Genomic DNA, 18,938 nt, shown 5'->3' with positions numbered 1-18,938 from the left:
CAACAAAGCCCGAATATCCAATCTAGGATGTTCGGGCTTTGTTTATTTAAATCTTACTAAATCACACATACCGCTTAACGAAATCAATAAAGGTTCGGTCTGCTTTTGACAGATACCCTTCCTTTCTCCACGCCAAAGATAGGTTCAGTTTCACAGGGTCTTTAAATGGCACGCCTACGACATCTTCCTCGTATTCTGTCACCAAGCTAAGCAACGCGGTGATGGCAAACTCTCGCTTCACGATAGAAAGAATCATTGGCAATAAATTGGTTTCGAACGCAATGGTCATATCGAGATTGTACTTCTTACAAGTCGCATCGATAAAATCGCGGTGGAAGTAGCCCGATTTGAACATGATCAGCTCTTGAGCAAAAAATTCTTCAAAGGTGATGGATGGTTGCGTTGCCAGTGGGTGATCTTTGCCAACTACAGCTAACATTTCTGAGCTTAACAGGTGGTCAGTTTCAAGATCATCAGGCACGTTTTCATGGTTGATTACGCCAATATCGAGTTCGCCGTTTAACAGCATTTCACGAATAGATGCGGTGCCTGCATCAATCAAGGTCAACTTTAGGTTTGGGTATTGGCTTTTAAAGGCCATCACGACTTGGGGAAAAAAATAACTGCCCATCATACTTGGAGCGCCTAATCGAACCTCGCCTTTCTCTAACCCCTTTAGCTCATTCATCGCGAGTTGAGCGTCATCAAACTGCTGGGCGATTCGCTTCGCATGCTCAAACAGTACCTTTCCCTCTTCCGTTAAGGTGACGGATTTATCTCCTCGACGGAATAGAATCAACTCAAGCGTCTGTTCTAGTTTTTTAATAGAAATGCTCAATGCGGGCTGCGCGATATGCAGCGCTTTGGCGGCCTGAGTGAAGTTACCAAACTGCGCAACAGCCAGAAAATGTCGAAGAGGTTTTGATTCAAGCATGGCGATATATTTAATATATAGAGGTGATATTTTTAATATATTTCTTTAATCACACTTGTGCTGATAACTTGTTCACAAATAGCTTACTAACTCGTGCAGGCACAACGTAAATGTTTGATAAAGGCAGTCTTCAATACAAACGCATCACCCAATCATTGGCGATTGGCTCGTTTATCATTTTCTGTAACCTTTACCTCTTTCAGCCAATCTTGCCGCACATGGCGGAGCACTTCCAAGTATCTGAAACTCAGATCAACTGGCTGTTTGCTGCTACAACACTCGGCCTTTCGATTAGCTTGGTACCTTGGGCAATTGCCTCTGAAACCTTTGGTCGTAAACCCATTATTCTGTTCAGTCTGTTCGCTATCCCATTAATAGGGTTAAGCATGGTGTTCACGACTACCTTGTTGCAACTCGTTATTGCCCGCGCATTTATGGGCATCGCTGTGGCGGCGTTTGCTGGTGTGGCGGTTGCCTATATGGTTGAGGAGTTAACACCCAAAGCCTTTGCTGTCGCGATTGGAGGTTATATTGCGGCCAACTCATTGGGTGGAATCTTCGGACGTGTATTAGGCGGCTTAATTACAGACTATTTCGATTGGCATGCAACTGTACTGTTTTTCGTTGTCGGCTCTTTGCTTGGCGCACTCTATATTGCTTATAGCCTGCCTGACCAACAAAACTTCAAACCTCAGAAAGGGTTGTTCTTTCATCATAACCGCTCGGTAGTGATGCATTTAAGAAACCGTACCTTGTGGCTCGCGATGTTGATTGGTGGCGCTAACTTTGCCCTGTTCGTTAACTTGTATTCAGTAATGGGCTTCAGGCTAGTATCTGCGCCTCACTCGGTACCCGTTGGTTTAGCTTCACTGATATTCCTATGTTATCTGGCCGGAACGGTAAGTTCTAAGCTATCCAACAAATGGACACTTCGCTTTGATCCGTTAAACGGTATATTGATGGGCGTGTGTATTAGCTTAATCGGAATGCTAATTTCTGCCGTCGACAAAGTCCCGTTCATGCTAGCAGGCTTGTTATTGATTAGTGGCGGCGCGTTCTTCGCCCATACCCTTGCCTACTCTTGGGTAAGTCAAAAAGCGCCGAGCGCTAAGGCGACAGCAACCGCACTTTACTTGGTTCACTATTATATTGGCGGGAGCTTAGGTGGTTTCTTACTCTTGTATTGCTGGCAACTGTTCGGTTGGAATGGCGTGATTGCGGGCGGTTCAATCTTCTATGTTGCGATATTTGCTTGGGTCTACCAATTAAAACAACTTCAAGTATCGGCCTCTAAACTCGCACAAGCATAAGTACGACTAAGGTTGTAACTCAATTATTGCTTTTGATTGACGTCCGTTCTGATATCCTACGCAAAATTTCATTTCGGAACCTGTTATGTCGAACACTCAAAGCACAGATCTTCAAACCATCCACGACCAAGTAAAACAGTGGTTAGACGATGTCGTTATTGGCCTAAACCTGTGTCCATTCGCAGCCAAGCCACAACGTAATAAACAGATTAAGATCTTTGTGAGTGAAGCAAATACGGAAGAAGCGTTGTTGCAAGACATCATGACGCATTTCGTAGAGTTAGATAACACGCCAGTCGCTGAATTAGAGACGACTTTAGTGGTGGTTCCTAACATGCTGCAAGACTTCTTCGACTACAACATGTTCATTGATTGGGTTGAAGCGTTGATCAAACAGCAAGACTGGGAAGGCGTTTACCAAGTGGCAACGTTCCATCCTGACTATTGCTTTGGTGGTGCGGATCCAGAAGACGATGAAAACCTAACGAATCGCTCTCCATACCCTGTTTACCATTTGATTCGTGAAGCAAGCATGGAAAAGGTACTGAAGCACTACCCTAACCCTGAAGCGATCCCAGACACCAACATCGCAAGAGTTGAGTCTTTAACGCCAGAAGAGCGTCGTAAACTGTTCCCTTATCTGTTCAGCTAATCGTTCAGTTAATCGCTAACAAAATGGCTCATATTCCTGAGCGTTCTTGATGATATGGACGAGAAATGAACTGATCTCGTCCATTTTGTTTCGCAATATACAGGCATTCATCGGCAACTTTGATGAGCTTATCTAACGCCGACATCCTTTCCCCTTTGGTATCCCCTGTACTCAACTCAAAATGACACGCACCGATTGATATAGTGACAGGCTTTCTATCCAGTGTGATTTTCTTCATCTCTTGCAAAAGAGTCATGAACTTATCTTCAACATAATTTGGTGTTTTATTTGGGTACCAAAGAATGAACTCCTCGCCACCAAAGCGCGCCACAAACTCACCTTCTTGAGTGTTATTGCTCAGCACGTTCGCCACTTTCTTTAAGACAACATCACCCATTTGATGACCGTAAGTATCATTAACGACCTTAAAGAAATCGATGTCGACAACCGCTAAGGTTCCCTTTCCTAAAGATCCTTTTAACTGCTCCACTTCTGCGTTCAACGTTTTGAACAAGCAACGTCTATTCGGTAAGTGTGTAAGAGGGTCATAAAGAGCTTGGTACTCTAACTTCTCATTCAGCTCTTTGAGTTTTCGTTCTTGCTGTCTTCTAACCAGCTCCACTTCGATCCATGATGCCATTAGTCTCATCACGTCGACATCGAACTCTTTGAACTCACGATGATAGGGTGCTGGGCTTGAAAAGTTTAAGGTGCCATAAAGCTCATCATTAACGAAAATGGGAACCCCAATATAAGACTCCAAGCCAAAAGACTGGTAAGCAGGATGCTTCGCATACTTATCGTGTTTGCCACAATGCTCAATGCAGATAGGACCAATCGATTTACATGTAATTTCGCAATAGGTTGAACGATAATCGAAGGTGTCACCGCTATTGAGTTCAACCCCTTCTGGCGTAACACAGTGCTCGACTAAATAAGAATTACCCTCGACTTTAGATAAAATACCGATATCAAGGTTGAAGCGTTCAAGCCCCATGATAAGCAGCTGAGCGATCTGAATATCGAAGCCCTTCCGGTAATCATTGGTGATTTGATACAAGCGACGTATAACAATTTCGCTTTCACTGGCTTGGTTCATAACTGGGATCCCACTGCAGCCGAAGTTAATGGCAACATTAATATTTGGTATATTAAGAAGAGTAAAGTGTAAAAAAACATAATAATCAATTGGTTTGTATGCAAAATACCTCATTGGTCCAATGAATAAAAGTCGACTTATTCGACTTTGCGTTAGCACCCTATTCCTAGCTTTGGTAAAATAATCCATTAACGAAACAGAATGGATAGGAAAATGAACCTTTCTCAACTAAGCCAAGAAATCTACGATCACCTTTACCGCGACATTGAAGAGTTCCGCAGTACTTTTGATCTGCCTGTTGCTGCTCCTGAAACAATGGACGAAAAAGGCGATACGCTACATACCTCTCTAGCGATCGAAGAACTAACAGAACTTGCAGAAGCTGACTCTAAAATCGAACAAGCGGACGCTATCGTAGACAGCGTTTATGTTTTGATGGGACGTCTGGTTCACCTTGGCCAAGCTAAGGTTGAAGACAACCTAGCAATCAGCTACCTGATCGACCTACTGTTGAATGTTTCTAAAAACCGCTCAATTGACTTCTTACCTTGCTGGGACGAAGTACACTCAAGCAACATGAGCAAAGTATGTCGCAACGAAACTGAATATGCTGAAACAGAAGCTTTCTATGCTGAGCAGAACATCAAGCTGATGGCGGTTCAAAAAGGCGAATACATCATCGCTAAGTGTGCGGAAGATTTCGTATCGGAAGGCAAGACAGTTCGCCAAGGTAAAGTACTAAAATCTGTACACTACCGTCCTGCGAACCTTGAGCCACTAACGGCTTAACTAAGTTTACGACTGAACTAAGGTTATGGCTGTAGCTCTTTAAAGCACCAGCGCACCAAAATAGCAAACGCCACGTTTAAATAACGTGGCGTTTTATTATCTGTCAGTTAATTCTAACTGTGTTAATCGTAGCTAAATGCTATACCAGTCGAGCCATATGATAAGCCGCCACATATTCGCCATTTCTGAAAGCGAACCCTGCGGACTCTCCTTCAATCACGAAACCGAACTTCTTATACAGGCTGATCGCTCTTTCATTATCGGTGTATACCGTTAACTCCATTCGCTTGATGTTAATCCAGTTATCACACAAGTCGATCGCGGTCGCGAGCAGTTGACTACCCACACCTTTGCCTAGCACATCGTCTTTAACACCCATACCAAATGAAGCCACATGTCGTCTTCTTGGATTCACGCACACTTCCATTCCCAAGTTGCCAACAATCTCATCGTCGATCATCGCGACATACGAGTACACGTTGTCAGGTATATTAGAGATTCGTTTTTGCCAGCTTTCCAGAGATGGATTTGGGAGTTGCAGCGTACCGGTATAAGCATTAGTGCATTCGTAAACTTCTTTTATTCCCTTCGCATCTGACGGCTCAGACCGTCTCACTATAATACTCATCGCAACTCCTAATATTTCTTCGCTAAATATGAAACACATCCTCAATGTGCACCTAAACACACTAACAAATAGTGAATATTTAACAATAGGTTAGATGAACTTATCTTATTGGGCTTAATTGATACTGAGTAAACGCCCTCTCTCAATATCTTGCTCAAGTACCTCCGGCGTTAAATCGCCATGTCCATGGTGGTCATGATTATGGTGATGACCATGATCGTGTCCGTGGGAATAACCTTTGTGTTCATTTGCTCTTTGAGCTAACTTGTGTGAGTCCAAATAGGTATCAGTTAAATCAGCACAATATTCTTCGGTCCATAAACGTCGAGCCTCATCATCACTCATGATTTGCTCGGCTTTAGGGCCCAATTTGTCCATGTAGAACATCCCCAACTCCTCTCCTTCAACATTGGCGTGGTTGATAAGGTTCATAAAAGCAGGTTCTTGGTTTTCATCAGAGAGATGACCATTTTTGTAACACACGGTTAGACCAATAATGTCGTCGCCAAGTTGTTCTAGTGCAGGGTTGAAATGATTGTGACTGTGACTATGTTCAGCAGCGGCTACAAGCATTGGAGTAAGTAAAACACATGCGATAGCCAGTAGTTTAATGGTATTTTTCATAGGATAGACCTTCTGTATTTTCGAATACAAATTTGATTAGTTGGCTGACTTAGCTTCTTGTGAGATGAGCTAAGTTAAGGGGAACTTCAAGACCATTTCAGCCTGAGTACCCCTCTGTCTCACTACAAATAATCAATATGATTGGATAACGAGGCTCGATATAACGAGCGTTCTATAGACAAAAATCACTTATCAACTACGATTCTTGCTGGTGCGATGGTGTAAGTCATTGGCTTCACCTCCCATTCACCTTTTGCTTCCAATGCAACCGCTAGTGCTTGCGCCTCTTCACATACCTTCGCTGGTTTTCCGTCAGCCCAGTATGATGGACCCGAAGTGTAGCCGCACATCACTGAAAACGTGTGTTGCCCATTCTTTGTGGTGTATTCCGTCATAATGACACCACCTTCTCCATGCGTTATTTTTAGCGAGCCTTCATCGGCGACATGCATTGCATCGGAAGGATTCGGTTTGACATACGTTGTGTAGGTCCCGCCATCAGACATGGATTGGTTGTCATACATGGTGTAGCCTTCTTTTTCTGAAGGTAAGGTCAGTTCGTAGTTAGGATCAATATCCGCTAAACGTTCTGAGTTATTCGTCGCACCAGGTTGATAGTTGTGAGCATTTGATTGTCCGTTAGCGAAAACAGACGCTGACACTAAAGATAGAATGACGACCGCTAAAATTGATTTTTTCATAATGAACTCCAGATATTCTAAGCAAAGATGTTGTAAGCAATAGTTTTTATGATTGAGTAAGAGAATGGGTTTATTTACCTAACTTTTTAGGATGTGAGGGCAATATCAGCCCTCACTACAAATACCCTATTTGTTGTCGGTTCCTGCTCCTTCACCAGGCTCAGTTGGACGACTTACCGACTTGCGCTCAAGATTGTGGTGAGCACGCACTCTATCCATGTATTCTTGCTTGGTGTTCATACCTTGCTTCATTGCTTCTGGTACTTGTTCAGCTGGGATCACGATGTCACGGTCGACTGGCCACTCAGTTAACAGCTCTGGGTGGTAGCCTTCTGGGTAGTACAGTTTTGGATCCAACTCTAAATCACGAATCTCTTGTTCTTGTATGTCTTCACGGCTGTTTTTCGGCAGCGGGATTCTAAAGTCAGACCCATCGGCCATATCAAATTGTGGCGCTCGCGCATTCGGGAAATCAGGTAAAATACCTTCACGAACCCACGCATTATCTTTAGTCATGTTAACGACAATGCCATCTGGCGCACCGAAGTGGTAAGGCCCTTGCCAATGGTGGCGAACCTCTGCAACGGTTTCCTCATTGAGATATGGGTCGAATGTCATGTGCGTTGTCATGAACAAGCGCGGTTGTACTTCATTCGCCACATAACCCGCCGCGTACGCTGGTGTATGGTGAGTATCAACGGTGTAACGTGCTAAGAATGGCGGCACACCTTGAATAATCGAAGACACACCAAACGTTTCGGTTTGCAGCTCAGTAATGAACAAGTCTGCACCTTTTGCGTATTTCAAATCTAACTCGGTTGGGCGACCGTCTCCTGTCCAAACAAACGAAAGCACTCGACCGTCATCTTGAGTCCAATTCAAGCGGTAACCAGACGCGCCATCTTTTGCGTGACTGCGTCGCCAGTGAATCACTTCCACATTGTCTTGGTCATAGATAACACCTCCGTCGTCGCGGAAATCAAACTCGTGTACCACTATGTCGTTGCCTGATGGAAACACATCAAATGCGTCGGTGTGCCAGTTCAACATTTGCTGCATGCCTTCAATCATATGACGAGTGCCATATTCTGGAGTCGCACCACTCGGACCATAAATGTTAAGCGGCTTTTCCCAGCGACCATTCCAACCACCAAATTGATACAGGTAAGGTAACGAGCCGTAATGGTCTACGTGTAAGTGAGTAATGAAGATATGGTCGAGTTCATTCATCGCGACACCCGCCGCTACGTAGTTCGCAATTGATCCTTCACCTAAATCAAAGACAAAGTTAGAGCCGTTACCCAATTCGACGTATATCGAGGTGTTTGCCTGCCCCGGGCGAATCATTGGTGATGTCCCCATGAACGTGACACGCATTTCATCCGGTTGAACTTCTTCAGTGCGTGGGAACCAGTTGGCGCCCGACACCATGTGATCGCCATAAGGTGCAATGCCCTCAAACATCAGGCCTTCTTTCCAACCTGAATTGGTTTCTTTGCGATAGTCACCATTGTTTACACCGCCCATTAACACAGAAAGCACCTCTTCTTCTGAAGAGTACAAGTTCCCCTTAGGTTGAGTGCTCAGATACTCTTCAAGGGTTTCACCCTCGTGATATTCAAATTTCTCGAGTTTTTGAATATCAGAGTTAGTTTGCTTGGTGTTGTATTGCATCATTGGGTCAGCAGCAAAAGCGGTTGTCGTGATGATCATTGCTGTAGAGATGATTGATAATTTTGCGAAAGTTCTCATAGTTTCACCTATCGGTCTGAGTATTTAGTAAATGAATGAAGTTCCTTCCTCACTCCGATGCAAACAAGTTTATTAATAAACAGAACCTTGATATATAGTGTAAACTTTACTTAAAACCTCCATTTCATTTATGAGTTAATAACGACTCCACCATGATTTGGATGAGTGGCAATAAGAATAGAGGGAACTGAATTTGGACCTTAATCTACTGACGACATTTTTGGCCGTTTACAAACACAGCTCTATCACCGTGGCATCAGAGCAGCTCGATATTTCTCAACCCGCGGTAAGCGCGGCGATTAAGAGACTCGAAGGTGTCGTGGGCAAGGCTTTATTTGTGAGAGAAGGACGAGGTATCGCGCCCACTGGAGCAGCGGTATCACTCGCTAATAAGATAGAAGACCCATTGAACATCATTGGAACGGTTGAGCAGCAAAAGAATGACCTTAAAGTCTATTGCACAGAGAGCTTGCTTCATTTCGTTAGCCAGGTTGAAGGCGTAAGCTTTACGGAAGCGCCACTCGAAGAGGAAGAACTGTTTGATGCGCTTACTGCACAAAAAGTAGATATCGTCATTGATGTACTTTCGAGTAAGAAACACTCATTGATTGAAGAAACCATCGTCGATGAGGAGCCCGTGTGTCTGACTCGAATCAACCACCCTCGAATTGGTGAGACACTAAGTAAAGAAGAGTATTTCCAAGAGGAACATATTGCGCTCAAGATCAAACGCGCCAACATGAACACGGTCGAGTTTTTATCAGAGAGCGATATCGAGCCGAGAAAAGTCAGAATTGAAACCAGCTCAATTTCAAGCATGCTGATTTTGGCAAGCACGACAGATTATATCGCCGCTTCTACTCGCTCTTTTGCAGAAATGCTTGCACCAGCGCTTGGCTTACGCGTTCACCCTATCCCCATCAAATTAAGACCGATCACGTTTCGAATGCTCTATCACCGCCGCTACGCTAAAGACGAACAGCACATCAAAACCCGTGAAGCAATCAAATCAGCATTAAGGAAACATAAATGAAACTGAGGTTTTAACTAAAGTTAACCCTATTAATATAAATTCAGTTTAATCACATACTCTCTAGCAAGTTAATTCAATAGAACGACACTGGAGAATCCATGAAAAAACTTAACCTTATTGCTCTACCACTTACGTTACTCAGCAGCGCAGCGTTTGCGACTTCGACTCAAGTTTACATCGAACAAAACGTTGCCTCTAATGCTGCTGATAACGGTGTCTACACCACAGAAGCTGGCGCATTAATCGATACCTCAGAAAATGGACAAGTCTATATAGGTTTTGATGACCAGGGTTGGCTAGCCGCGGGTTACGGACACGACTTTCACATCAGCGAATCCTTCACGTTCAACCTATACGGTGAACTCGGTAAATGGGACAACGGTGAAGAGTTATTAATCGAAGGTATTATCGATTATCAAGTGAACGACAACTTCAATGTATTCGGTGGATTGGGATATAACCAGTCAGGGCAAGTACTCGAGAATGTAAGCGACACCACGATCAACACCAATAAGTTCATCGCCGGTGCGGGGTACTCACTCGCAGGCTGGGATTTAGCTTATCAATACACTCACGAAAACAGTGATGGATCCAATGGCGGGTTTACCCACAACGATGACAACGTAATCTTTCATCAAGGCGACTACCGTACCAATGAGCACGAAGTCGTTCTCTCTAAAAGCATCGACGACTGGACACCCTACGTGAAATACACCTACTTCAATACCAACGAAGGTGACCTTTACTTGAACGGCCAATCGATGGGCCCGATCGACAACGACAATATCATTACGCTTGGTTTGTCTTACGACTTCTAAACATCTCAGATTCAATTCTCATAGGCAGATGGATTTGCCCACCTTTCGAGGGCACTACTATGAAAATTACTTCTCAACGTAACAAAGCCATTAATATCGCTGCAGCGATCAGTATCGTTTTGTTTTCTGCGATTCCCACCTACGTAAGTGCTGATCACTTAGACTCCCATTATCTAGAGCCGAGTTATCTAGAAACCAGCTATCTAGACTCCTCCTTCGTCGAATTCATGACACCAGATTTTGATCAGGGGTATCTTAACGATGAGATTAAGCAAAACCTTACTCTGGAATAATTCTTCAACACATTACAAAACGTTATATAGCTCTTGTTTTCTATATAACTCTCATCTTCTTATAGAACCGTGCTGAGTGATTAAGACTCCGTTCCTGAATCACTTTTTCTAGGCTGATGACATTCAAAACCGCAAATGCAGACGCTAAAAAAGACACCACACTCGTCAAAAAGTGTGGTGTCTTGGTTATTATGGCAAGGCTAATTAACTAACAATAGTTAAGATTAGTTGGCTGGACGCCAAACGCCCCATTTGTCATTTTCGTAAGTCGCTTTAGGGTTAGTACCACCTTGAACCCACCATTGTGCTTTCCATGACTGGTTCGAGTAAGTCACGACTTCGCCACCAAGGTAAGTCGCTGATGAGTCCCACGTACCTGGATCTGGCGTAGGGTCTGGGTCAGGAGTCGGATCAGGATCCGGCGTTGGATCTGGGTCTGGTGTTACGCCACCGTCATCAGCAATTACTTCAAAAGTGAAGGTTTCAACACTGTCGCTTTCAATCGAGCTAGCCATAAACGATAAAGTTTCGTTTGCAGTGATGCCAGTGGTATCAACTACGATAGAAGCCGTGCCGTTATTTTGAATGCTTACAGAAGTACCTTGAGTTTGAGTCAATGTCGCCGCTTCGCTTGTTGCAATTACAACTTTGTCGCCAGCATTCACTACGTTGTCACTCTTCACTAGCTCGTAGATGTCGCCTTTTAATGGTTCAACACCACCGTCGCCACCATCAATCAGCGTTAACTGACCAGAAGCACGGCTATCTTTTGAGTTAAAGAAGTTACGTGAAGGATCGTTTTGGAAGTACATGTAGTGCTGCATTTCAGCGTGCCAATCACCAATGAAGATCGCGCCATCTTTAAACTCTTCGTGCCAGCCGTTAATCTCTGAAGCCAACAAGCGAGCCCAATCGTTAACGTTTGAAGCGTCGATAACGATGTCGAAGCTACGCGCGACTTCACCGTACTTGTTGATGATGTCGTACTTAACCGTATCACCAATTTCTGGCGTACCAAACTGGTCAGAAACAAACAGGTCGCCACGGACTAGATCAGGTTGAGGTGTAGGCTCTGGTGGAGGGGTTGTGCCACCCGCGATAGTGATGTCTGAACAGTTGTAGAAGCCTTCGCCCGCAGCATCATCACGTTGCCAACGAACGAATAGAATCGCATCGCCAGAACGGTCTGAAGGAATAGTGACATTAATGCGGTACTTGCCGCCATTAACCGGAACGTTACCCTCTTCTTGGATAAGATCTAAGTCTCCCCACGCTAGGCCTTTGCTTAGGTCCGCGTTTGGTTTCGTTAGGTAGAACTCCCAGAAAGAAGGGTTGTGTGGCGCTGTCGCATTGAATACATATTCAAACGTACCAGTATTTAGCTCGGTACGAGTCCAACCAGTATGAGGCGCACCCATGCCGCGTTTTTGCGAATCGTTGGCATAACATAACGTGCCGTCAGGAATCGCCGCTTTTACAGCATTGATATTATTGAAATCTTGGACATTTTTCGCGTACTCGTTACGTTGAACAAACGGGTATGAACCCGAAATGTCTTTTGCTTGAGCACACGCAGCATTAGGTGGTGTACCCGACCAAATCCCGCCTTGCTCGTAACACGTGTTCTGACGCGCACTTGGAAACTCAGACCAACCATGAGCATTTGCCACTGACGGCACACTCGATAGCATAGCCATACCCACTGCTATTTTTAGAATATTATTATTTATTGTTGTCACTTTCCCACTCTCTATTATTTTACCCTAAACACAAAACCAATTGGTTACTAACCAACCAGCACTGTAATTCGAAGGTTTATAGTTTCCGACTTAAAGAACAACGAAAAATATATACGTCAATTTTATCAATAACAGCGGGTTTTATATTAATAGGAATCAGCATCACACAACTCAAACAAATGCGTTGTAGATAGATGATATTGGTTCGAATTATCAATTTTTACCGACAAAAATTACGCATTCCCTAAGAAAATAGATCGCTAGGAAGGTATTTTTTCATTGAATTAATTGGAGTGAAACGCTCGCATAAATAATGATATTGAGTGCTTTTTATCATCATTATTATTACGTTGTTGAGACTGCTGTAAAGTCGCTAAGCTATTGAGCGTATACGTTTATAAATGGATAAATCATTAAACGTTAATTTGAACGAGCTAAACTAATAGCGGCTATTCATGCCAAATCGATTCGACATGTCATCGTCCATACGACCGCCCTTCCAACCGCCGCCACCCAATAGATTAAGTACATCTCGCGCTGTGTAGTCTTCTCCGCCAAAGAAGTCATTAGACACATCATTACGCAGCAACTGAATAGTTGGAGCTAATTCAACAGCAAGATCTTGTGGATCCGCAAACAAGGCTAAAGCAATCTGTTGTTGGCGTTTACTCAACTCACGAGAACTTGTTTCAACCTGCCCAATAGAGAAGAAATCACGGCTTCCGTACGCTTTCACCAACTTTGCAGAAAGTGATTTGATTACTTTCTTGATTCGTCGTCGTTGAATATATCTAAACATATAGATTGCCTTGTATTGATGAGCTTAAGTTAACCAAACAGCAGATAGGTCTGATTGTCGACTGAGATACTTTTGACTTCGGTGTTGAACACGGACTCTAGCTGCTCAGGGGTAAGCACTTGATCAGCTGAGCCTGATGCTTGAAGTACACCTTTATCGAGCAACAACACTTGGTCTGCGTGTCTTAGTGTTCTGTTCAAATCATGGTTAGCCATGATCACGGCGATGCCCTTCTCAGCCACTCGTTCGATAAGCTTGTACAACAAGGCTTCTTGAGCAATATCCAACGGAGCTGCGGGTTCGTCGAGGATCAGCAGCTTCGCGTATGGGTTAAGTGTCGGCCAAATTTGCAGGCACATTCCCGCCAAACGTACGCGTTGCCATTCACCACCAGACAGTGTCTGAATTGAGCGATGAAGTTTGTCTGCAATGTCTAGCATCTGGCTGATTTCTTCCAAAGCTGCGTTGATTTCAACATCAAGGCCGTGTGAGGAGCTTGGCAGTGACAATGCAAGATATTGGAACACTTCTAAGTTGAAGGCTGGCCTTGCGCTTTGGCACAAGTAAGCACGATGCAATGATAAATCTTGTAAAGACAGCTCCGACAAATCCTGCCCGTCGATCTTTATATCGCCTTTGTAACCATCACCAATTCCAGATATCCCTTCGAGCAAGGTACTTTTACCGCTGCCATTAGGGCCGATAACGTGAGTCACCTGCCCTTGCTTGAGCTCAAATGATAGTGGTAATAAACGAGCGCCGACGCTCAGGCTCTTAATTTGAATCATGATTTTTAATTAACATCCAAATGAAGATAGGCGCACCGATACTGGTGGTCATCACACCCAAAGGCAGCTCTGCGGAATCTAATAAGGTTCTTGCACAGATATCAGCAAACACCAACAACGCAGCGCCAGCAACGGCAGACAAAGGAAGAAGGTATTTGTTATCAGTACCAATCGCTAAACGCAATAAGTGTGGCACAACCAAGCCAACAAAGCTGATCACGCCACCTAAAGCTACCGCGCAGCCGACTAAAATAGACACGGCGAAAATTAGACGCCAGCGCAATCTCGGTACGTTTACGCCTAACTGTGCGGCATGCGTTTCGCCAATCATCAGCTTGTCTAGCTTACTACCTTGCAGGCACAGCCAAATAATCACGGGGATCATCACCAACGTGAGCGAGTGTTGATACCAAGTGACGCCACCTAAGCTGCCCATCAGCCAATACATCAATAAGCGTAGACTTAAGTCATCACTAAAATAGAACGCCCATGTCACCATCGCGCCAGAAAGAATGCCTAACGCGACACCCACCAGCAGTAATTTAGCCGTGGTGAGTCGCATCGTTTTTACCATGCTTACCAGTATCACGGTGAAACAGAGCGAGCCTAAAACGGCGGCAATCATGAACAGTTCTGGAGTCGGAGCAAACGGCAAGAAGAACAGCACAATAACCATGGCTAAGCTTGCACCGCCAGAAATGCCGAGCACACCAGGCTCAGCCAATACGTTGCCTAATAAGACTTGTAAGCTTGCGCCAGATACTGCTAGCCCTGCCCCGATAGCAATAGCTGCTAATAATCGAGGTAAGCGTAAATCAATCAGTAGTTTTTGTTCTAACGTGGACAAGGTGTCCAGAGGGGAAATGAAGAGATCGCCAACCATTAGGTAAATTGCACTCAGCGCGACAAGCAGTGCTGCCATCAGATAAATGGCTCTAGTCCATTTGCGCTGTTTTTGGTGAAGAAGTTGTTGGAAATCCATATCAAGCTACTTTGAAAATGTTCGCGTAACCTTACCTGTATCCCCAAATAAACTCAAGGCTCACACCGTAATGTGAACCTTGATATTTCAACCAGTTGAGCGGTTGTTTTCGTCGTTTAAACCCGAGTCGATATTAATCGTACACAAGCTGACCATGGTCGAATCGCGTTTCAACTTCACACACCATTAAGGCTGCTCGTTGACCGATAGCAACATTACGATTAGGGAACACCACCGCTTCGTTTTCATTCTTAGCCATTAACGGTTTATCACCATCATGACCGAATACTTCACCGTGCTTGAACGCGGTAAAGTTCTCTACAGAATCTGAGAACATGAAATCGAAGTCATCATGTAAACGAACAATGGTTCTGCTCACGCGATAAGTGATGGTTCGCTTAGGTAAATGCTCTGGCTCAACTTCAGCAATCAAGTTACGCATCGCCAAGTCAAAAGCCGTTAGCTTATCAAGTTGGTTCTCACCAATTCTCGCGACCTGCCCTAGTTCCATTGTCAGTGCTTGCGCTTCGAAGTTTTCAGCACTGTACCAACTGAATGTACTGGTTGGCGCATTTGACAACAACACTGCTTCCACGTGCGCACTGTTAATGAAATCAAACAGCTCTTTACTGCGTACTTCGTGGCGAACTTTAGGGCTCACTGCAAACGAGTAATGCTTAGATAAACGGATTGCACAGTGCAAATCTAGATGCCAACGAGTGGCAGGTTCCGTTTCTTTGTAAAACTCAGTCACCAAGAACTTCAAGTTCTTCGCGATATCCACTTCTCGATTGCTCTCGTACTGCTTTTCATCAAACAGACGATTCATGTTCACATCAAGAAAACGAGTATGCGCGTTAGTGGCTTCTGGGTGAGCTATGATAAACAAGCATCTCGCGTTTACTACTTGGAAACCTGTTTCAATATCCTCAATGAGCTTATCGATCAGCTCCATTGGTGAAGTTTCGTCGCCATGAACACCGGTTGAAAAAATGATGTTCTTGGTTTCAGAATTAAAATCCGCGGGAATCACTTCCAAGACACCGCGTTGATGAAGCTTAATTTGAACACCGTTACTCAGTACGGTCTGTCCTGCAAACACTTCTTGCTCAAGATCTAGGCTGTCAAAAAGAAATGATTGGCGAAAGAGGGTCTTCGTCATGCGCTACTCCTTAATTGCACGGCCGTATGTTAATAAATTGTACATAGAAATTGTGTTGCTAGGATCGCACTTATCAACAGAAACTCCGTTATCACTCACAAATACTACCCATATATTTTTATATTACCTGCTGACTTTACTAACCGACATCTGTTCCAAATAACTTTCTCTATTTAAAGAGACTTTTGGTTGTTTCGGCTTATCTCAGGTTATGCCAGCAAGATAAGAGCCACGTAAGCTAACACAGCTCTTACCTGCTATGAACAGATTGAGATCAATTAATCTTCCTGATCGAGCAATCTTTCAAATTCATCGATTTGAACTTTGACCATGTCGATGCTTTGTTGCCAAAAATCAGCTTGAGTCAGGTCCATTCCTAAGTGCTTTTGAACGACTTCTTCCGCCATCATGCTGCCCGTATCACGAAGCAACGAAACGTAATCGCCGTAGAATTGCTCACCTTTCGCATCGCGCTGAGCGTAAACACCTTTACTGAACAGGTAACCGAACAAGTATGGGTAGTTGTAGAAGCTTACTTGAGAGATGCTGAAATGCAGTTTGCTCGCCCAGAAGTAAGGGTCAGCTTCTGTCATTGCATCGCCATACCACTCTTTCCAAGTCGTTTCCATCAAGTCACACAGCTGCTGAGCCGTTAGCTCGCCTTTTTCACGCTGCTCGTAGAAGGCTTTTTCGAATTCGAAACGCACTGGAATGTTCACCATTAAAGCGAGTGAAGAAGACAACTCTTCCCATAACATCTCAAGTTTCTCGTTACGTGTTTGAGCTTGCGTTAACAAGTGATCACGAACGATGTTTTCAGCAAAGATAGAAGCGGTTTCTGCTAGCGTCATTGGGTAGCGTGTTTGACACAACGGCATGTCTTTCATTACCCAGTTGTGGAACGCATGGCCTAGCTCGTGTGCCAATGTCATTAAGTCAGAGCGGCTGCCACTCCACGTCATGAATACAAGCGGTGTGCGTGTCGCGGCAAACTTAGTACAGTAAGCACCTAAACGCTTGTTGGCTGCTGGTGCGGCATCAATCCAACCATTCTCAACCATCAAAGCAACGAAGTCAGCCATCTCTGGGTTCACTTCAGCGAAGGCAGTTTTGATCACTTCAATCGCTTCATCAAATGGATAAACCTTAGATTCAGCGTCACCAAGCGGCGGCATCGCAGCTAAGTGGTTCCATGGCTTCATTTCATCTAAGCCATGAACTCTTGCCATTAACAAACCTGCTTTCTGACCAACAGCTCGATTAGCTTTCGCTACCGACATCATGGTGTCTAGCGTTTCTGGCACAATGCGGCTGCCGTGTAGGCTTGGATCTAGGAAATGCACATCGCTAATCTTCGAACGCTTTTTGTTTTCAGTCAGTCGCCAACCCGCCAATGCATTTAGAATCGAAGCAAAAGACTCTTGGTGCGTTTTCATCGCACCTTGAACCGCGCGCCATGCTGGTTCTTGTTTGTCGAATTCGCTGCCGTACAACAGGCTCGCGGCTTGTGAAAAGCCTAGGGCTTCCTCTTCACCGTCCAGCTTTAGCGACAGTTTTAAAGATCCGGTTAGGTTATCGTATAAACGACCCCATCCGTCACGACCATCAACCTTCATCGCTGCCAATAACTGCTCTTCAGCAACACTGAGTCGGCTGCTTGATAACTTACGAGAGCTTTCAATCGCAAAGCGCTGCCCTGCTACGTCCGCACTATCATGCTCTAATACTGCATCAATAAATTCTGGTTCTGCGTGAATCAGCGTGTCTTCATAAGGGCTAAACGCTTGAGACATTTCAGAGTTAAGCTTTGCAACACGGCCAAGCAACGCTTTGGCTTCTGTGTGGGTCGCGTCTACCGAAGCGTGACAGTTAGCAAAGGTGCTAATTGTGCTCAGTAGCGTACCTGCCGCTTCTGAAGTCTGAATCGCGTTTTGCATCGCTAGAATGATATGACGCTTTTCAACGTGTAGGTTCAACAGCTCAATGCACTGCTGAATGAGTTCAATGTCCTGTTCGATTTTTGCATCATTAAGATCGCTATAAGCAATGCTTAGATCCCAACTTGGTGTTGTCATGACTAAATTCCTTTCACGTAGGTAGTAATACCAATCAGGTATAGCGGCTGTGAACGCCGCTTTATACTTCTATTTATATTTCTGTTTCTATTTACAGATCTAAAAGATTGTTAATTCTTAAACTGTGTTTTTTGAACACTCAGAGAACAGGTATCCCTATCGATTTAACGCTGATAAAGCTCTGCGCAAACTGAGTGATTTGAATATGCGTTATCGATGCGTTTTCTATCGATAACTTCGAGTACAAACTCGGGTTTTTCCAATCAATATTAAGGCAGTGCGCTAGCAGTATGCGAATCACACCACCATGAGTAACCAACAATATGTTGTCACTTGAATCATTCAAAAGTTGCGACCAAGCTTGAGTTACTCTGTCGTGGAAGCTCTGTAAACTTTCTGCGCCAGTTAATTGATGATTAGCAGGGTCTTTCCAAAAGGTTTCTAACATTCCCCACTTGTCTTCAAGTTCATCAAATGGGACACCATCTACTTCACCGAAGTTCATTTCCTGAAAACCCGATGCAACTGATAAAGGCACAGACATACGCTCTGCAAACAAGCTCGCGAGATCACCACATCGTCTTAGTGGAGAGCTAACCACGCTATCAAAGGTAATGTCTTGTGTAGTTAGTGCCTCACATATCTGTTCTTGAAGATCAGAGTTGACCAGCACATCAGATAAACCATTGAGCGCCGCTTTTCCTTCGACTTTGCCATGTCTTAGGAGGTAGATGTTTTTGGTTGTTCCATTGACCATGTG

Annotated in this window: 19 protein-coding genes; 6 read left to right on the top strand and 13 right to left on the bottom strand. The window is 44.3% G+C overall.

What is annotated here, in order from left to right; genetic code table 11:
• Positions 1-61: 61 nt before the first annotated feature.
• Positions 62-934 (bottom strand): LysR family transcriptional regulator, encoded by an 873-nt coding sequence (locus AB4375_RS04290; protein ID WP_017065533.1) that lies wholly within the window; start codon positions 932-934, stop codon positions 62-64.
• Between the two features lie 110 nt (positions 935-1,044).
• On the opposite strand from AB4375_RS04290, the gene AB4375_RS04285 reads away from it, so the two are divergent.
• Both AB4375_RS04285 and AB4375_RS04280 read left to right on the top strand, forming a co-directional pair.
• A complete protein-coding gene (locus tag AB4375_RS04285; RefSeq protein WP_017068286.1) occupies positions 1,045-2,244 on the top strand; it encodes an MFS transporter in 1,200 nt (399 codons plus the stop codon).
• Positions 2,245-2,329: 85 nt separating this feature from the next.
• The gene (locus AB4375_RS04280; RefSeq protein WP_017066169.1) at positions 2,330-2,896 is read left to right on the top strand and encodes a DUF1415 domain-containing protein; all 567 of its coding nucleotides are present in this window, start codon (positions 2,330-2,332) and stop codon (positions 2,894-2,896) included.
• A 28-nt stretch (positions 2,897-2,924) separates the two neighbouring features.
• Here the strand turns inward: AB4375_RS04280 and AB4375_RS04275 are convergent, their stop codons facing one another.
• Positions 2,925-3,995, bottom strand: a complete 1,071-nt coding sequence (locus tag AB4375_RS04275; protein ID WP_372051076.1) for a diguanylate cyclase domain-containing protein — start codon at positions 3,993-3,995, stop codon at positions 2,925-2,927.
• A gap of 213 nt (positions 3,996-4,208) precedes the next feature.
• On the opposite strand from AB4375_RS04275, the gene AB4375_RS04270 reads away from it, so the two are divergent.
• Complete coding sequence (locus AB4375_RS04270) at positions 4,209-4,784, top strand: nucleoside triphosphate pyrophosphohydrolase family protein (RefSeq protein ID WP_017059167.1); 576 nt, start codon at positions 4,209-4,211, stop codon at positions 4,782-4,784.
• Between the two features lie 139 nt (positions 4,785-4,923).
• Here the strand turns inward: AB4375_RS04270 and AB4375_RS04265 are convergent, their stop codons facing one another.
• The 4 genes from AB4375_RS04265 to gntH all read right to left on the bottom strand — a co-directional run bounded on the left by AB4375_RS04265 (position 4,924) and on the right by gntH (position 8,489).
• The gene (locus AB4375_RS04265) at positions 4,924-5,412 is read right to left on the bottom strand and encodes a GNAT family N-acetyltransferase (protein WP_048658534.1); all 489 of its coding nucleotides are present in this window, start codon (positions 5,410-5,412) and stop codon (positions 4,924-4,926) included.
• Between the two features lie 114 nt (positions 5,413-5,526).
• Positions 5,527-6,036 carry a hypothetical protein gene (locus AB4375_RS04260; RefSeq protein ID WP_372051075.1) on the bottom strand — a complete coding sequence of 170 codons (510 nt, stop codon included), beginning with the start codon at positions 6,034-6,036 and terminating at the stop codon, positions 5,527-5,529.
• A gap of 185 nt (positions 6,037-6,221) precedes the next feature.
• Complete coding sequence (locus AB4375_RS04255; RefSeq protein WP_017068282.1) at positions 6,222-6,737, bottom strand: hypothetical protein; 516 nt, start codon at positions 6,735-6,737, stop codon at positions 6,222-6,224.
• A 126-nt stretch (positions 6,738-6,863) separates the two neighbouring features.
• Complete coding sequence (gene gntH / locus AB4375_RS04250; RefSeq protein WP_017068281.1) at positions 6,864-8,489, bottom strand: guanitoxin biosynthesis MBL fold metallo-hydrolase GntH; 1,626 nt, start codon at positions 8,487-8,489, stop codon at positions 6,864-6,866.
• 193 nt (positions 8,490-8,682) lie between these two features.
• On the opposite strand from gntH, the gene AB4375_RS04245 reads away from it, so the two are divergent.
• The 3 genes from AB4375_RS04245 (at position 8,683) to AB4375_RS04235 (ending at position 10,633) form a co-directional block, all read left to right on the top strand.
• Positions 8,683-9,522: a LysR family transcriptional regulator gene (locus AB4375_RS04245; protein WP_017068280.1), complete on the top strand. Its 840-nt coding sequence runs from the start codon at positions 8,683-8,685 to the stop codon at positions 9,520-9,522.
• A 98-nt stretch (positions 9,523-9,620) separates the two neighbouring features.
• Positions 9,621-10,340: a hypothetical protein gene (locus tag AB4375_RS04240; RefSeq protein ID WP_102393881.1), complete on the top strand. Its 720-nt coding sequence runs from the start codon at positions 9,621-9,623 to the stop codon at positions 10,338-10,340.
• 59 nt (positions 10,341-10,399) lie between these two features.
• Positions 10,400-10,633 carry a hypothetical protein gene (locus AB4375_RS04235; protein WP_017068278.1) on the top strand — a complete coding sequence of 78 codons (234 nt, stop codon included), beginning with the start codon at positions 10,400-10,402 and terminating at the stop codon, positions 10,631-10,633.
• 224 nt (positions 10,634-10,857) lie between these two features.
• Here AB4375_RS04235 and AB4375_RS04230 read toward each other — a convergent pair whose 3' ends face one another.
• From AB4375_RS04230 to cobC, 7 genes are all read right to left on the bottom strand, one after another.
• Positions 10,858-12,324, bottom strand: a complete 1,467-nt coding sequence (locus AB4375_RS04230; protein ID WP_371724527.1) for a lytic polysaccharide monooxygenase — start codon at positions 12,322-12,324, stop codon at positions 10,858-10,860.
• Positions 12,325-12,811: 487 nt separating this feature from the next.
• Positions 12,812-13,171, bottom strand: a complete 360-nt coding sequence (locus tag AB4375_RS04225; RefSeq protein WP_372051074.1) for a DUF6559 family protein — start codon at positions 13,169-13,171, stop codon at positions 12,812-12,814.
• A 29-nt stretch (positions 13,172-13,200) separates the two neighbouring features.
• Entirely contained in the window at positions 13,201-13,959 is a 759-nt protein-coding gene (gene btuD / locus AB4375_RS04220; RefSeq protein ID WP_372051073.1) for a vitamin B12 ABC transporter ATP-binding protein BtuD, read from the bottom strand.
• Positions 13,946-14,941 carry a vitamin B12 ABC transporter permease BtuC gene (gene btuC, locus AB4375_RS04215; RefSeq protein ID WP_017070911.1) on the bottom strand — a complete coding sequence of 332 codons (996 nt, stop codon included), beginning with the start codon at positions 14,939-14,941 and terminating at the stop codon, positions 13,946-13,948. Before btuC ends, btuD begins: the two co-directional genes overlap by 14 nt.
• A 133-nt stretch (positions 14,942-15,074) precedes the next feature.
• On the bottom strand, positions 15,075-16,103 hold the full coding sequence (locus AB4375_RS04210; protein WP_017059157.1) for a succinylglutamate desuccinylase: 1,029 nt from the start codon (positions 16,101-16,103) through the stop codon (positions 15,075-15,077).
• Between the two features lie 278 nt (positions 16,104-16,381).
• The gene (locus AB4375_RS04205) at positions 16,382-18,178 is read right to left on the bottom strand and encodes a M3 family oligoendopeptidase (RefSeq protein ID WP_372051072.1); all 1,797 of its coding nucleotides are present in this window, start codon (positions 18,176-18,178) and stop codon (positions 16,382-16,384) included.
• A 139-nt stretch (positions 18,179-18,317) separates the two neighbouring features.
• Entirely contained in the window at positions 18,318-18,935 is a 618-nt protein-coding gene (gene cobC / locus AB4375_RS04200; RefSeq protein WP_017059155.1) for an alpha-ribazole phosphatase family protein, read from the bottom strand.
• Positions 18,936-18,938: the final 3 nt, after the last annotated feature.

It is taken from the genome of Vibrio sp. 10N.261.51.C6 (assembly GCF_041471785.1).
Taxonomy (GTDB): domain Bacteria; phylum Pseudomonadota; class Gammaproteobacteria; order Enterobacterales; family Vibrionaceae; genus Vibrio; species Vibrio crassostreae_C.
The sequence above is the reverse complement of the archived record's forward strand: the minus strand, read 5'-3'. Positions and strand labels throughout refer to the sequence as shown.

Excerpts from the sequence above, each read along its gene's own strand:
- AB4375_RS04290 (WP_017065533.1), bottom strand. The coding sequence starts at position 934 with ATGCTTGAATCAAAACCTCTTCGACATTTTCTGGCTGTTGCGCAGTTT.
- AB4375_RS04285 (WP_017068286.1), top strand. The coding sequence starts at position 1,045 with ATGTTTGATAAAGGCAGTCTTCAATACAAACGCATCACCCAATCATTG.
- AB4375_RS04280 (WP_017066169.1), top strand. The coding sequence starts at position 2,330 with ATGTCGAACACTCAAAGCACAGATCTTCAAACCATCCACGACCAAGTA.
- AB4375_RS04275 (WP_372051076.1), bottom strand. The coding sequence starts at position 3,995 with ATGAACCAAGCCAGTGAAAGCGAAATTGTTATACGTCGCTTGTATCAA.
- AB4375_RS04270 (WP_017059167.1), top strand. The coding sequence starts at position 4,209 with ATGAACCTTTCTCAACTAAGCCAAGAAATCTACGATCACCTTTACCGC.
- AB4375_RS04265 (WP_048658534.1), bottom strand. The coding sequence starts at position 5,412 with ATGAGTATTATAGTGAGACGGTCTGAGCCGTCAGATGCGAAGGGAATA.
- AB4375_RS04260 (WP_372051075.1), bottom strand. The coding sequence starts at position 6,036 with ATGAAAAATACCATTAAACTACTGGCTATCGCATGTGTTTTACTTACT.
- AB4375_RS04255 (WP_017068282.1), bottom strand. The coding sequence starts at position 6,737 with ATGAAAAAATCAATTTTAGCGGTCGTCATTCTATCTTTAGTGTCAGCG.
- gntH (WP_017068281.1), bottom strand. The coding sequence starts at position 8,489 with ATGAGAACTTTCGCAAAATTATCAATCATCTCTACAGCAATGATCATC.
- AB4375_RS04240 (WP_102393881.1), top strand. The coding sequence starts at position 9,621 with ATGAAAAAACTTAACCTTATTGCTCTACCACTTACGTTACTCAGCAGC.
- AB4375_RS04235 (WP_017068278.1), top strand. The coding sequence starts at position 10,400 with ATGAAAATTACTTCTCAACGTAACAAAGCCATTAATATCGCTGCAGCG.
- AB4375_RS04230 (WP_371724527.1), bottom strand. The coding sequence starts at position 12,324 with ATGCTATCGAGTGTGCCGTCAGTGGCAAATGCTCATGGTTGGTCTGAG.
- AB4375_RS04225 (WP_372051074.1), bottom strand. The coding sequence starts at position 13,171 with ATGTTTAGATATATTCAACGACGACGAATCAAGAAAGTAATCAAATCA.
- btuD (WP_372051073.1), bottom strand. The coding sequence starts at position 13,959 with ATGATTCAAATTAAGAGCCTGAGCGTCGGCGCTCGTTTATTACCACTA.
- btuC (WP_017070911.1), bottom strand. The coding sequence starts at position 14,941 with ATGGATTTCCAACAACTTCTTCACCAAAAACAGCGCAAATGGACTAGA.
- AB4375_RS04210 (WP_017059157.1), bottom strand. The coding sequence starts at position 16,103 with ATGACGAAGACCCTCTTTCGCCAATCATTTCTTTTTGACAGCCTAGAT.
- AB4375_RS04205 (WP_372051072.1), bottom strand. The coding sequence starts at position 18,178 with ATGACAACACCAAGTTGGGATCTAAGCATTGCTTATAGCGATCTTAAT.
- cobC (WP_017059155.1), bottom strand. The coding sequence starts at position 18,935 with ATGGTCAATGGAACAACCAAAAACATCTACCTCCTAAGACATGGCAAA.